15 protein-coding genes and 2 pseudogenes are annotated in these 12,680 nt (G+C 55.5%); 12 read left to right on the forward strand and 5 right to left on the reverse strand.

The window, feature by feature from the left end; translation table 11 throughout:
* Nucleotides 1-351 precede the first annotated feature (351 nt).
* Nucleotides 352-774, forward strand: coding sequence for a sigma-70 family RNA polymerase sigma factor (locus Q1M04_RS15245; RefSeq protein ID WP_300448625.1), 423 nt, complete (start codon nucleotides 352-354; stop codon nucleotides 772-774).
* 544 nt (nucleotides 775-1,318) lie between these two features.
* A pseudogene (locus Q1M04_RS15250) lies at nucleotides 1,319-2,823 on the forward strand (recombinase family protein).
* 19 nt (nucleotides 2,824-2,842) lie between these two features.
* Here Q1M04_RS15250 and Q1M04_RS15255 read toward each other — a convergent pair.
* On the reverse strand, nucleotides 2,843-3,169 hold the full coding sequence (locus tag Q1M04_RS15255; RefSeq protein ID WP_300448628.1) for a cyclophilin-like fold protein: 327 nt from the start codon (nucleotides 3,167-3,169) through the stop codon (nucleotides 2,843-2,845).
* On the opposite strand from Q1M04_RS15255, the gene Q1M04_RS15260 reads away from it, so the two are divergent.
* From Q1M04_RS15260 to Q1M04_RS15290, 7 genes are all read left to right on the forward strand, one after another.
* Nucleotides 3,129-3,323 carry a hypothetical protein gene (locus Q1M04_RS15260; RefSeq protein ID WP_300448657.1) on the forward strand — a complete coding sequence of 65 codons (195 nt, stop codon included), beginning with the start codon at nucleotides 3,129-3,131 and terminating at the stop codon, nucleotides 3,321-3,323. The genes Q1M04_RS15255 and Q1M04_RS15260 overlap by 41 nt on opposite strands.
* The gene (locus tag Q1M04_RS15265) at nucleotides 3,299-4,729 is read left to right on the forward strand and encodes a recombinase family protein (RefSeq protein ID WP_300448659.1); all 1,431 of its coding nucleotides are present in this window, start codon (nucleotides 3,299-3,301) and stop codon (nucleotides 4,727-4,729) included. The genes Q1M04_RS15260 and Q1M04_RS15265 overlap by 25 nt, the downstream gene beginning before the upstream one ends.
* 187 nt (nucleotides 4,730-4,916) lie before the next feature.
* Nucleotides 4,917-5,486 carry a T6SS immunity protein Tdi1 domain-containing protein gene (locus Q1M04_RS15270; protein ID WP_300448632.1) on the forward strand — a complete coding sequence of 190 codons (570 nt, stop codon included), beginning with the start codon at nucleotides 4,917-4,919 and terminating at the stop codon, nucleotides 5,484-5,486.
* A 17-nt stretch (nucleotides 5,487-5,503) separates the two neighbouring features.
* Nucleotides 5,504-6,091 carry a hypothetical protein gene (locus Q1M04_RS15275; protein ID WP_300448635.1) on the forward strand — a complete coding sequence of 196 codons (588 nt, stop codon included), beginning with the start codon at nucleotides 5,504-5,506 and terminating at the stop codon, nucleotides 6,089-6,091.
* A gap of 107 nt (nucleotides 6,092-6,198) precedes the next feature.
* Complete coding sequence (locus Q1M04_RS15280) at nucleotides 6,199-6,414, forward strand: hypothetical protein (RefSeq protein WP_300448638.1); 216 nt, start codon at nucleotides 6,199-6,201, stop codon at nucleotides 6,412-6,414.
* On the forward strand, nucleotides 6,411-6,893 hold the full coding sequence (locus tag Q1M04_RS15285) for a hypothetical protein (RefSeq protein WP_300448641.1): 483 nt from the start codon (nucleotides 6,411-6,413) through the stop codon (nucleotides 6,891-6,893). Before Q1M04_RS15280 ends, Q1M04_RS15285 begins: the two co-directional genes overlap by 4 nt.
* Before the next feature lie 111 nt (nucleotides 6,894-7,004).
* Nucleotides 7,005-7,631 (forward strand): hypothetical protein, encoded by a 627-nt coding sequence (locus Q1M04_RS15290; protein WP_300448644.1) that lies wholly within the window; start codon nucleotides 7,005-7,007, stop codon nucleotides 7,629-7,631.
* On the opposite strand, the gene Q1M04_RS15295 is transcribed toward Q1M04_RS15290, so the two are convergent.
* The 3 genes from Q1M04_RS15295 to Q1M04_RS15305 all read right to left on the reverse strand — a co-directional run bounded on the left by Q1M04_RS15295 (nucleotide 7,626) and on the right by Q1M04_RS15305 (nucleotide 10,078).
* A complete protein-coding gene (locus Q1M04_RS15295; protein WP_300448647.1) occupies nucleotides 7,626-8,132 on the reverse strand; it encodes a DUF6933 domain-containing protein in 507 nt (168 codons plus the stop codon). The genes Q1M04_RS15290 and Q1M04_RS15295 overlap by 6 nt on opposite strands.
* Before the next feature lie 173 nt (nucleotides 8,133-8,305).
* A complete protein-coding gene (locus tag Q1M04_RS15300) occupies nucleotides 8,306-9,097 on the reverse strand; it encodes a hypothetical protein (protein ID WP_300347425.1) in 792 nt (263 codons plus the stop codon).
* Between the two features lie 60 nt (nucleotides 9,098-9,157).
* Complete coding sequence (locus Q1M04_RS15305; RefSeq protein WP_300347427.1) at nucleotides 9,158-10,078, reverse strand: hypothetical protein; 921 nt, start codon at nucleotides 10,076-10,078, stop codon at nucleotides 9,158-9,160.
* 586 nt (nucleotides 10,079-10,664) lie between these two features.
* Between Q1M04_RS15305 and Q1M04_RS15310 the strand changes: the two are divergent.
* The 3 genes and pseudogenes from Q1M04_RS15310 to Q1M04_RS15320 all read left to right on the forward strand — a co-directional run.
* A pseudogene (locus Q1M04_RS15310) lies at nucleotides 10,665-10,793 on the forward strand (helix-turn-helix domain-containing protein); the annotation flags it as partial.
* A 125-nt stretch (nucleotides 10,794-10,918) separates the two neighbouring features.
* Nucleotides 10,919-11,233: a BclA C-terminal domain-containing protein gene (locus Q1M04_RS15315; protein ID WP_300448662.1), complete on the forward strand. Its 315-nt coding sequence runs from the start codon at nucleotides 10,919-10,921 to the stop codon at nucleotides 11,231-11,233.
* Nucleotides 11,234-11,246: 13 nt separating this feature from the next.
* Complete coding sequence (locus tag Q1M04_RS15320; RefSeq protein ID WP_300448651.1) at nucleotides 11,247-12,173, forward strand: collagen-like protein; 927 nt, start codon at nucleotides 11,247-11,249, stop codon at nucleotides 12,171-12,173.
* Between the two features lie 323 nt (nucleotides 12,174-12,496).
* Here the strand turns inward: Q1M04_RS15320 and Q1M04_RS15325 are convergent.
* Nucleotides 12,497-12,680: PDDEXK nuclease domain-containing protein (locus Q1M04_RS15325; RefSeq protein WP_300448654.1), on the reverse strand; the 184-nt coding region annotated here is incomplete at its 5' end.

A 12,680-nucleotide genomic window follows, 5' to 3' on the forward strand; every position in this document is an offset into this window, starting at 1 on the left:
TGTAAATGCATCTGTGTCAATCATTCTATAGAGTTATGCAAAGATTACAAGACTGTTTTTCATGTAATTTGATCGGTATGATGGAAGTTTGGAGATAAACTTTACATTATTACTTTCTCAACATAAGTCAAAAAAGCCCTCCCCTTCTAAAGGGAAGCCCTGGCCGCAACTGCGAAAATTGTAATATCCTGTCGCCCCGGTACGTCCGTGTAGCCTTGCGCTGTGCGGGCGTTTCTCTATTCCGAAGCCTCTGGACACGGTATCCAGAGGCCAGGGGCGGCCCCGGCTGTCGCTCCCCGCCCCTCCATTTCGATCTGTCCCCTTCCACCAATATCGAAATGGAGGTTACATATGACAACCATCAAATTGAACCGCTACTATCCCCACCTGACCGAGAATATCATTCTGGAAGTTTCCGACGAAATCGCCGTCGTTCTCTCTACCGGGGGCCGTCAGTGTGACAGCTACAAGCGCCGCAAGCGGGAACATAAAGAGTGCTCCCTGGACGTTGACCCCGGCTTTGAGCCGGATGTGATGTTCCCGCCCCTGACCCCGGAGGAAATCATTCTGGACGAGGAAAACCGCTCCGCCCTCTACGCTGCCATTGACCAACTCCCGCCCATCCAGGCCCGGAGAGTGTATGCCCACTACATTCTGGGCAAGAAGAAGTCTGAAATTGCTAAGGCTGAAAATGTGGTGGAAAGTTCCATTTGCGACAGTATCCGCCGGGGTGTTAAAAATCTTGTGGAAATTTTGAAAAATTTTTACGGATAGGGAGCAACAAACAGCCCCTAACCCGCCTGATGTACAAGGAGGCTTATGCACCAAGGACAACTGAATACACAGTATTCCAGGCACAAAACCTGCGTGAACAGCGACAAAAGACGCGCCGCCAGGACATCCCGCTTGAGGAGGTGAGGAAAGCGGGCCGAGAGATCAGCGCGAACCTTTGACCCGGCCCTGGCAAGCCGGGCGCGGCGACAGCGCAGGGGATAATGAAACTTGCTCACGCCCTCCCATAGACTTGCGGGGGAGCTTCGCAATCCTGCGGAGCTATGACAGCCGGAGCCGCCGGCGGTCTGGGATGCTCCCCTGTGCCGGGGCGCGTGGCAAATTCGGCGCAATCATGGATCGAAATGGATTTATCCTTGCTGGACTTCTGGCCATCGTGGCCAGAAGTGGGGCAAGGTTGAAGGGCAGCACTTGTTCGGGTGCTGCCTTTCTGCGTTTCCCCACATCCTTGTGCCCTGGGGCTGTCTTTGGTATAATATACTTATAAAGGTTGACAGCTCCATTCCAGTACGGAAAGGAGCCAACAATGGAAAATCGCATTGACGCTATCTACGCCAGACAGTCCGTGGACCGCAAGGACAGTATCAGCATTGAAAGTCAAATCGAGTTCTGCAAGTACGAGTTAAGAGGTGGGAACCACAAAGATTATCAAGATAAGGGCTACTCCGGGAAGAATACAGACAGGCCAAAATTCCAGGAACTTTTAGCCGACATCCGCCAGGGCTTAATTCGCCGGGTGGTGGTTTATAAACTGGACCGTATCAGCCGTTCCATTTTGGACTTCGCAACCATGATGGAACTGTTCCAGGAGTACAACGTGGAGTTTGTTTCCTCTACGGAAAAGTTTGACACCTCCACCCCAATGGGCCGGGCCATGCTGAATATCTGTATCGTGTTCGCTCAGTTAGAGCGCGAGACGATCCAGAAGCGAGTAACCGACGCTTACTATTCCCGGTGTCAGCGGGGTTTCCACATGAGCGGTGCCGCCCCCTATGGCTTCAAGCTGGAGCCTACCACCCTCCAAGGTATCCGCACGAAAATGATGATCCCGGACCCCGCCACGGCGAATATTGCCCGCCTGATGTTTGAAATGTACGCCGAGCCGTCCACGTCGTTCGGGGATATTGCCCGGTACTTTGCTGAAAACAATATCCTGATTTACGGCAAAGAATTGAAACGGGGCTTTATCTCCCAACTGCTCCGCAACCCGATTTACGCCCAGGCCGACCTGGAGCTGTACGAATTTTTCAAGGGTCAGGGTGCGGTGGTAGTCAACGACGCGGCGGACTTCGCCGGGACCAACGGCTGCTATCTCTATCAGGGCCGGGACGTGCAGGAGCGAAAAAACAAGGACCTGCGCGGACAGATCCTTGTGTTGGCTCCCAGTGAGGGCATTGTTTCCGCCGATACCTGGCTGCGGTGCAGGAAGAAGCTGCTGGCAAATATCACGTTCCAGGGAGGCGTAAGGCCCGGAATACCTGGCTGGCCGGAAAAATCAAATGTGGGCGCTGCGGGTATGCCCTTATGAGCGTGGGCAACCCGGCAGGGACGCAGTATCTTCGGTGTTCCAAGCGGGCGGATAACAAAAGCTGTGAGGGCTGCGGGACGCTTCGGACGGCGGAGTTTGAGCAATTCGTCTATGGGGAGATGGTGAAGAAGCTCTCCGAATTTCAAACCCTGACCGCAAAAGCAACGACCGTCAATCCCAAGCTGACCGCCTTGAATGTGGAGCTGGCCCAGGTGGAGAACGAAATTGAAAAACTGCTGAATACCCTGACCGGAGCCAATGCGGTTCTGCTGTCCTATGCCAACGGGAAAATCGAGGAGCTGGACGCCAGCCGCCAACGGCTGATAAAGGAAATCGCGGCACTGAACGCGGAAACAATCTCTCCACAGAAAATTGAGTTTCTGTCTGCCCATCTGGAGAACTGGAACACGATTGACTTTGATGACCGACGGCAGGTGACGGACATCATTCTCTCTCAAGTCCAGGCCACCAGCAACCGCGTTTCGTTTGAGTGGAAAATCTGAAAATCTTTCTCTCTGCGCTTTATACTATGGCCTGTGTGCCCTTGTTAAGCGTTGCTATGGAACCGCCATATTCCTCAAAGACGGAAATATCGGATGTGATCCGCCCAATCGTCACCACTTCCACAATCGTCTGTTCCAGATGGTCACTATAAAAAATCGCTACGGAGGGTCCCTCATACCAATAGGCCAGCCCACCCCGCTCGTAGTTCCGTGTCCGCTCCGCTGTATCAGGAATTTGTTCCGGCAGGTCAAAGGCACGGGCAAAACCAGGGGCAGGATGCCACAGGTCCACCGTCAGCGGCAGCATAGCTGAAACAGCCTGCGCCGTTTCGTTGTCAAAGAGCACACCCTCCAGATGGAGCAACAACGCCTGCCGCGGATATGTCATCAAGGCGATGGAAAGCTGCGGCTATAAGTCAAAGGACATCCGGGAGGTTCTCATAGAGCTGTACGAAGTGTTTGACTTGAGAGCCAGATTGACTTCTGCAAGTATGAGCTGAAAGGCGGCAGCTGCATGATTTTAAAGGACAAGGGCTATTCGGGGAAGAACACCGACCGGCCCGAGTTCCAGAGACTGCTTGACGAGATCCGCAAGGGGAAGGTGCGGCGGGTCATTGTCTATAAGCTGGACCGGATCAGCCGCTCCATTCTGGATTTTGCGAACATGATGGAGCTGTTCCAGGAGTACGACGTGGAGTTTGTTTCCTCCACGGAAAAGTTCGACACATCCACCCCAATGGGGCGGGCCATGCTGAACATCTGCATTGTGTTCGCCCAGCTGGAACGGGAGACCATCCAGAAGCGCGTCACAGACGCCTACTATTCCCGGTGCCTGAAAGGCTTCCACATGAGCGGCCAGGCCCCCTACGGCTTCCGGCTGGAGCCGACCACGGTTGAGGGTATCCGCACAAAAATGATGGTGCCTGACCCGGCAGCCGCCGACCATGTACGCCTGATGTTTGAGATGTACGCCGAGCCCGGGACCTCCTTCGGGGACATCAGCCGGTACTTTGAGGAAAACGACATCAAGGTCCATGGGAAATCGCTGTTCCGTCCCTTCCTCTCCCAGCTGCTCCGCAACCCGGTATACGCGCAGGCCGACCTGGAACTGTATGAGTTCTTCAAAAGCCAGGGGGCGGCAGTCGTCAATGACGCCGCCGACTTCGCCGGGACAAACGGCTGCTATCTCTACCAGGGGCGGGACGTGAAGGAGGACAAGGACAGGAGCCTGAAAGACCAGATACTTGTTATCGCTCCCCATGAAGGGATTGTTTCCTCTGACACCTGGCTGAAATGCCGGAAAAAGCTCATGGCGAACATCACCTTCCAGAACGGGAGGAAGGCCCGGAACACATGGCTGGCCGGAAAAGTAAAATGCGGAAAATGTGGTTATGCCCTGAAAGTTACCCGCAACCCTTCCGGCTATGAATACCTCCGGTGCAATAAGCGGTCCGACCACAAGGGCTGTCCGGGGTGCGGCACTCTCCGCAAAGTGGAATTTGAGCAGTTCATTTTTACCGCTATGGGAGAGAAATTCCGAGATTTCAAACACCTTCGGGGCGGTGAGGAAAAGGCCAACCCGAAATTGACCGCCTATCAAGTGGAGCTGGCACAGGTGGAGGCGGAAATTGAAAAGTTACTTGATACGCTGACCGGGGCAAACGCCACCCTGCTTGCCTACGCCAACAGGAAAATCGAGGAACTGGACACGCACCGCCAGAAAATCACAAAAGCGATTGCCGATTTATCCGTGGAGACCATTTCCCAGCAGCAGATTAATCTGCTGTCCGGCTATCTGGACGACTGGGAGAATATCAGTTTTGAAGATAAGAGGAAAGCCACGGACGGCTTGATTTCATCAATCAGCGCAACCAGCGAGTATATAAAAATAGAGAGGAAAATCTGACTTTTCCACTCTGCATATCTGAAATATTTCTTTATATCGTTTGTAGCCCCTTGTACACTGATGTTTATATAGCGTTTTGGAACGAATGGCATAGGCGCAGAAACGAGTGAAAGAAAATGATTTCCGCCATTATCATCAACGGAAAGAGCTTTGGTGAATTGATGGAAAAATACTGCCGGAGGGTGTGATGGATCTGTTTCAGAGTTTTCAAAGAGAGTGTCCGGCTCCCGCCGCGCTGTGCGGGAAATACGGCTCCGTCCTCCCGCCGGAACTGCTGAACGTCTGGCGGGGCTATGGCTTCGGCACCCTGCTGGACGGCTGTCTAAAAATCATCAACCCGGACGAGTATCAGGACCTGCTCCGGGATACCTATGCCCTCGGTGATTCCGCCATCCCCGTGTTCGCCACCGCCTTTGCCGGGCTTCTGACTTGGGAGAAGGGCCGCTACCTCCGCTTTGTCAACTACCAAAGCGGCACCTTTGAGGGCGTCTGCGCTGGGCTGAAATTCTTCTGGGGCGATCTGGCGGACGGCGTTTTCAACGACAGATTCCTGGAGCTGACACAGTATCGGGAGGCTGTCCAAACTATAGGCCCACTTGGCTTTGATGAATGCTTCGGTTACGCGCCCTTGCCGGTCCTGGGCGGAAGCAGAGATGTCCGACACCTGCGGAAATACAAGCTCCGAGAGCATATCGCCTTTATCGTCCAGGCGGCGGGAAGGGTGTCCAAACCGTACTCCGGCTCCGGCATTGTCTGAATCAGGGAGGGCTTGCTATGGACGTCTACTACAACGCCGGTTTTGGCTGCATCGTCTGCCCGCAGACCACGGTAGGGAACACGCCCATGCGGGTGGTCATTGAGCCGGTCGCCGTGTTGAGGAAGGGTTTCACTGAGACTGCTCTGGGTGAGGCCATATTAGCCGCCCTGGAGCGCTCCAGAACCGCCCCGCCTGTTCCCAGGGTGGATATGGGCGCGGGCCGCTTCTGGCAGGCCACCGGCATCCGTGGCTTCGGCGCTTTCAGCGGTCAGTTCCAATGCGTCGATCTCTGGGAGAGAGGCCCCATTCTGGAGGCCTTCAAATTGATTCGGGAGTCGGACGGCGGGTATGTCTGGCCCGAGAACCAGCCTCCTCTGGAGATTCCCGCAGATACTCCTGCGGCTCAGATGGGGGCGGAAATCCTGTCCCTGTTCTCTCCCGGCCTGGAGATCCCCGCCAATGAAACGCTGTCTTTTGAGACTATTCATGGCGGCATAGTCTCTGAAGGCCTTCGGATGCCTTCGCAGACTGCGGCGACGGCCACACGGACGCCTATCAGGTTTTCACTTTGGAGGACGCTCCCAGAAGCCACATTGCATTTCTGATCGACAGCGGTTATCAGGAACTCAGTAAGGCGGCGGTTCTGGAGAAATGGCAGGAGCAGTACGGGCCGCTCTCCGCGTTCCGTTTCCAGCGCCGCAGGAAGCCGCCGATGCTGGCGTCCATGCAGGGAAAGACTGCGAAGGCCGAGATCGCGTCCCAAGTCTACCGGGATGGGGAGGGAACCATGGAGGTCCTTTGCCTCATAGAGCAAGCCCTTTCGCCGGAGGCCCGGGAGGCCATGCGGGCCGAATATCAGGCCATCATCCGCTCGATTGCCGTTAAGGAGCGGCGGGAGGGCGGTTTGGAAGGGCTGGTGGTCAAATGATTCAGCCAGAGGAATTGGTCGGCAAGAGCGTCTGCAAGATCGGCCGGGCCGCCGCCATGTGCTGGATTCACTTTGGGCGGCCGGTGGAGATAGAGTCGCGGGGCCGGAAGCGAATAGTGGGCGAGTTTGCTTTGGACCTGGACTGCCCGTGGAGAATCAGAAACAGCAGCGGCGGCATAGAGCTGGGGTCAGCGGATATGTTTGTTCCAGCCAGCAGGCACGTCTTAGATGAAGATAATTGGGATGTGCAAGGGAACAACCTGTTTGACGAGAAGGCAAAACTTTTATTCCCAGAAGGTTCACAAATCACAGTCACCGCTGCCGGGCTGAGCGGCAGCTGCGATTTGACCATCACATTTTCCAACGGGTTGTGCTTGGAGAGCTTTGTCAACGCTTCCTCCCAGGAAGAGTGCTGGCGCTTGTTCATGCCAGGCCTGGAGCATGGGGATCTGGTTGTGACCGGCGTTGGGATAGAGTAGCTGACTATTTTATCACCAGTGACGGCCGGATTCTCATAGATGTGCTGCATCTTGCCTTTCGCGATGCCGAAGAGCTGCGGCATTGCATCGAAATCGTGAGGAGGACTTCATTTGAAAAATAAACACGTAAAATTGTTTTTCTTAGTTGTTGGCGTACTAATTCTTATAGTCGTATGGTTAAGCACATATGGAATTAACAAAACAATTGATAGGACTATAAGTGCGGACGTCTATGAAGATGATAACTGGTCCAGCATAGCATCTTCTATTGAAATTTCAGGCAACCTCAAAAAAACATTATTTTCTACAAGTTTCGTTGGAACTTTTGCAATAGAATATTACGAACCATCATGTAGAGATGGGGTGCAGGCAAAAATCAATTGGCAAAATGGCTATTTTGTTCCGTTTTTCAAAAACGCTGGATATGAGGTAATTGCAATCAATCCAATACAAAGTGGAGCGTTGAAAAATATCAATGTCTGCAAAGTAAAAAACGATTATGAAAAACAGCGGGACGCACGCGTGCGCGAGACTGGTCCAAAGCACAGCCGAGTACCAGGCCGTAGTTCCAACCACGCCTCCGGAAAAGGGAGCGGCGGCCACATGACACAGCACAACGCTCCAGATGGCAGCGGTTTTCACCATGTCAATTTTATGGTCCCGAGGCAGGCGGGTATCAGAAATCATATGAAAATGCCCTCTATGATAAAAAATTTGACGTTTCTCGGATTCTCATAAGCACCGAAAGCTCATTAAGAAGAACTCCTTTGGGCTTCCGCGCCTGGAGAGTGTTTTCGCGTGGTAGGTTTTATTGTTCATAATATGAGCGGCTTGCGGCTGAGAGAGGCGGCGGTCATCCAGCAGGGAAGCATGTTGAAGCAATGTCCGCATTGCCCAGTTCAGTGCCGCGGTGGACTCCGTACCAAGGGACTGGGAAATGTTCAGCGGCCCGGACAAGGCAAAATACCGCGTGGCTTCAAATTCCGAAAGCCCCTCCCGCAGGATGACCGCCCGGATCTCGCCTTGCACAAGCTCCGGCAGACGCTTCCAGTCCGCTGTATCCATGCCATAGAGCAGGATACAATAGCGGCTGGCGCGGTTCATCGCCAGCGCCGTTCTCCGCTTTTGGATAGTCAGCAGATGAACGTCCCAGCAAAAAAATGGGGCCGATGCTGTTTGAGGGGGCGGCAGTTTTATTTTCAAATGCCTTTGCAGGGGGATCGTGTAGCCAAATTCCATTGCCGGACAGCCTCCTGATTCTTTACTTTAGGAAACCGGCGGGGCCTGACTATCCAGGCCCCGCCTGATGTAAGGGAAGCATAGGCTTACTTATACTGCATCAAGGAAACCGTCACGTCTGCGGCACCCCTGGGGTCGGCGCCACGAAGCATACAGGCAAATGTCTGCACCATTTACCGGCCGGAGAGATGCTCCACATTGGTCCGTGCCGCTTCAAAGTCGGTCTCACCAACGGAAACAATCTCGGCCTCTCCGCGCTCGAAGTCACCGATTACATTGCCATCCACATCGTACAGGGAAAGCGTCTGGGATGCGGCCCTGGCCTGAGCAGGCATCGTGATGTCCTCAAGGCGGATATAGCCGGACACATTGTCCTGATTGACCGCGGCAATCAGGTCCGGGTTTTCGCCGACCATATCGGCCAGAAGGATGGAGCCGTAGGTCTTACCGTCAGCGTTAACAGGGTAGGTGTTATTTTCGGTAAGCGTCCTCTCGGCGAGCGCAGCCAACTGGCTTTCCATTTCGGCGGAGCGAGTATAGTTGTCTCCTTCATAGCAGGTCCGCAGGCGGATATACGGGCTGTTCTCAACGCTGGCCCAGCCGACAGAGCAAGCAGCCCGCGGAGCCGGCCGGGAGGGAGTTTGAACGGTAAAGAAGTAATCTGTGGAGGAGTTTTTCGCTTCGTTCGACTGGTAAAAGACCTCGCCGTTGTCGACATAAGCGAGGGTAGCCTGGCATCCAAGCGTCCCGGCGGGGACCTTGGTGTAGTCGGCGGTCCTTACAGAGGCGGCACCGACGACCCTGGTCCCGTTCACGTACAGGGAGGAGAAGGCGTAATAGGACCCGTATTTGTCCCCATAAAGCGTGTTGGCGTAGCCCTGGTACGCGGACGCAGCCATACAGCAGGCCATGATGGCAACGAGCGCCATCGCCGTGATTTTGGAAAACAGTCTCGTCTTTTTCATACTATGTGATCCTTTCCTTTCAAAATATGTTTACACGAGAAGAACGGTCTACTGCCGTAATTACCATTCCCCCCGCGCGACAGCGTCTTCAACAGACCCCAGAACTTCCTCCAAGGTCATGCCAGGCTTGTAAAAGTGCCCGGCGCAGCCGATGTTGTACGAGCCGATCACGCCGCCTTCGGAGTCATACAGGGGGATGCCTAACGTATGGGGGCACTCCTCCTCGGACAGTCCTTCAAACTTTGCCGCCGCGGCCGCTCTCTCGGACTGCCGGTAATATCCGGCGGGGTGGTCTCCTTCCTCGGCCACATAGAGCAGGTCCGGGATATAGCCCACGTAGCTGGCCAACTGCTTGGGACCATAGCTTTCGCCCTTGCTGTTCTTGGGGTAGTCCCCGTTGGCCAGGTGCCGCTCCGCCACCTTTTTGTCCAAGTCATCCAAGGCCCCCAGGTTTCCAACAAGGTACTCGAACCGGAGTTCCCCGTCCTTATCCTTGAACATTTTTTCAGAGCCGCGATACGATTTCGGGTCATCGTCTGGCAAAATCGTACCGCCCCGGCTCTTGATGAGATCTGCGTCTCCCCGCCGGGGATTTTCTGGCACCGTTGTCGGGGTTCGGAGGTCGATCACATCCCCGCCGCCATTGGCAGGCTGTGCAGGCTGCTTCCCCAGCAGGACCGTCCTGCTTGCGGAATCATACCCGATCTCCACCCCCAGCAGCTCGCTGATGGCGCGGATAGGAAGGTAATTGGTCTTGCCGCCGGCTTCGTCGGTGTAGAGGATGGAGCCGGGGACCTTCTGGCCGTTGGCGGCGGTGATGTCCTGGCCCGCCGTGATTTTCTGCGTTCCGTCCAGGGCCACATTGGCAAAGTTATAGCTTACCGTGCCAGAGGCGGCCAGGGCGGTGGTGAGGCAGGCGCTCAGGGCCAGAGCCGTGGCGAACCCGCCCCAAAATGTACCGATGCGTTTGCGTTCTTTCATATGGCACTCCTTACTTGACATTCAGCGCAAGGGCCTCCGCCGCGTCCTCTGCGGAACGCCCTTATCGTTGCTTGTTCTCACGGGTTTTGGACGCATCCCGGCGGCGGAGCGCCCGCTTACGTCTGCATGGGACTCACCTCTTTCTCATACGTAGCCTGGGGCGATCACTTCCCCAATTACTAAAGAACCCCAGAACCGGAAAGAGCAACACAAAAAGATTGCCTTGATTGCGGTTAGGCTGTTCTCTTGTAATGCGAAGCTTTAGCTGTCCCCTATTACATAAGGAAACCTGAACCCGGAAAGTGCAACAAAGTTTTTTCGCCTGTCGCGCCCGGTCGGTCCTCATGCAACACGGAGCCTTAGCTGCCCCTATTACATAAGGAAACCCAAACTCGGAAAGCGCAACAAAGATTTTTCGCCTGTCGCGCCCGGTCGGTCCTCATGCAATGCGGAGCCTTAGCTGCCCCCTATTACATAAGGAAACCCAAACCCGGAAAGTGCAACAAAGTTTTTCGCCTGTCGCGCCCGGTCGGTCCTCATGCAACGCGGAGCCTTAGCTGCCCCCTATTACTTATAGAAACCTAAACCGGGAAAGCGTGATCCAGTCAAGAACTACTTCCAACTACCCAACGAGATATTCCTGCTGGGTCTGTCACCCGGTGCGCTGGTAGTCTACTCCTATCTGCTCTGCTGTGAGAACCGAAACACCTTCCGGAACATTACGGTCAATTGCAGTTCTGTTATGGATGTCCACGCACCGTTGATTTACCCGATTTATGTCTAGTAAAAAATTATAGGAAGAGGTAGGAGGGACTGCTTTTAAAGCAGTCTCTCCAAACAATTTCCCCCGACATCACGGTCAACGGGGCAAACGACACCTTCACCGTGGCGGAGGCCGGACGGTATCGGGTTTCCTATAATATCAACTCCGTCACGCCCCTGACCCTCGGCGCCCGGCTGATGGTCGACGGTACGGAAATCGAAGCCTCCAACGTCATGCCGCAGACGGCACCTTTGAGCCGCCTGTCCAACGATTTCCTGGTGGATCTGGCGGCGGGGGCCAAGGTTTCCCTGCAGGTGTACGGTTACGCGGGCTTGGTGACTCTGCTGCCCAATTCCATCGGGGCCTCCCTGTCCATGGTCCGTCTGAGCTAAGGAGGGGTATTTTATGTCAATGCCCACATTCCCCAAGAATGATCCCCCGCTGACCCGAGAAGGCAGCCTCAATGAGATCATCTCCTCCATCGCCGCCGAGGAGCTGAGCCTGAGCCACCTCCTCAACGTCGAGGGCGAAAAGCTGCAATACGTCCTGGGCACCATGCCCGGTCTGGACGAGGCGGCCTCCCTGGACGAGGTGATGCAGGTCAACAAAAGCGTGAAGGACACCCTGTCCGGCATTATGGAGCAGCAGATGGCGCTGACATCCAAACTGGGCGCGGTGCTGAAGGCCCCCACACTCCCCGGTCCCGAGGGCCCCATGGGCGCCGAGGGCCCCGAGGGCCCCGAGGGTCCCGAGGGCCCCGAGGGTCCCGAGGGCCCCGAGGGTCCCGAGGGCCCTGCCGAGGGCGAGGCCGGCACCGACGGCCCCGACGGAGCGGAAGGGCCCGCCGGCCCCACCGGCCCCACCGGGGCCCCGGGACCCAACCCCACGGCCATCGCCTCCTACGCCGCCAACACCCGGGGCAACAGCATCGGCCTCGGCGACGATGATTTCATCGGCTTTCCGGATGTGTCGGTCGTCTGCCCGGAGCTCTTCCTGGGCGACTCAAGCTCGATGCTCGGGGGAAAGTCGGTGTTCTGCCCGCAGAAGGCGGGCACCTATCAGATCTCCTACCGTGTGACCCTCAGCGTCCCCTCCGTTCAGCCGGTGGGGACTCGGCTGTTGATCTCCAGCGTCGACGACTATGAGGGCGTCATCGCCCCCACGGTGGGCGCCCGGCAGTTTGAATGCACGATCACACTGGCCCTGCCGGAGCGCACCACGATCGAGCTTCAGGCATACTCCACGACCCCCAGCATCCCCGGCGTGGACAGTGTCCAGCTGGCCAGCGGCGCCTCGGGCGCTTCCATGCTGGTCGTCCGGCTGGGCGACTGAGCGTGGCCGTCATTCCGAACAGATAGAGAAAGGGCTCCCGCCGGTAAAACCGGCGGGAGTCCTCGGTTTGCTGGTAGAGCCTGCAACCTTTCGATCGGGGCCGCTTTCTGCTTTTGCAAAGGCAGCATAGAGATTGATGAGCGTTTCTGTGTCGAGAGAACAGGTTTTGTATGTTCAATATAAAAAAGTTGACAGACTACTCCCTTGGTGTAATCTGTCAACTTATCATGCAATAAGAGTCCAAAATCGATTTTTCATACAGACCATAGTTAATGCTTCAGCCTTAGCAAAGGCCACCCTTCGCCGATCCTTACGAATAATAACTACTCCAAATCATCCTGATTTTTGGTGTCCAAAACAACCTCTGCCAATTCACGCAGCTTGTCCTGAAGGACTTTTTTGTCCGGAAGATAGAGCGTATAGTCAGCGACCAGGGTAGGAGACATCGTGCGACTCAACGCATATTCTACCACCGCGTCGTCCTTGCTTGCGCAGAGGATCAGCCCG

Origin of the sequence: uncultured Oscillibacter sp. (assembly GCF_950073225.1) — a bacterium.
GTDB lineage: Bacteria > Bacillota > Clostridia > Oscillospirales > Oscillospiraceae > Oscillibacter.

Coding starts and splice junctions, on each gene's coding strand:
- Q1M04_RS15245 (WP_300448625.1), top strand. CDS start 352: ATGACAACCATCAAATTGAACCGCTACTATCCCCACCTGACCGAGAAT.
- Q1M04_RS15270 (WP_300448632.1), top strand. CDS start 4,917: ATGGATCTGTTTCAGAGTTTTCAAAGAGAGTGTCCGGCTCCCGCCGCG.
- Q1M04_RS15275 (WP_300448635.1), top strand. CDS start 5,504: ATGGACGTCTACTACAACGCCGGTTTTGGCTGCATCGTCTGCCCGCAG.
- Q1M04_RS15280 (WP_300448638.1), top strand. CDS start 6,199: ATGCTGGCGTCCATGCAGGGAAAGACTGCGAAGGCCGAGATCGCGTCC.
- Q1M04_RS15285 (WP_300448641.1), top strand. CDS start 6,411: ATGATTCAGCCAGAGGAATTGGTCGGCAAGAGCGTCTGCAAGATCGGC.
- Q1M04_RS15295 (WP_300448647.1), bottom strand. CDS start 8,132: ATGGAATTTGGCTACACGATCCCCCTGCAAAGGCATTTGAAAATAAAA.
- Q1M04_RS15300 (WP_300347425.1), bottom strand. CDS start 9,097: ATGAAAAAGACGAGACTGTTTTCCAAAATCACGGCGATGGCGCTCGTT.
- Q1M04_RS15305 (WP_300347427.1), bottom strand. CDS start 10,078: ATGAAAGAACGCAAACGCATCGGTACATTTTGGGGCGGGTTCGCCACG.
- Q1M04_RS15320 (WP_300448651.1), top strand. CDS start 11,247: ATGTCAATGCCCACATTCCCCAAGAATGATCCCCCGCTGACCCGAGAA.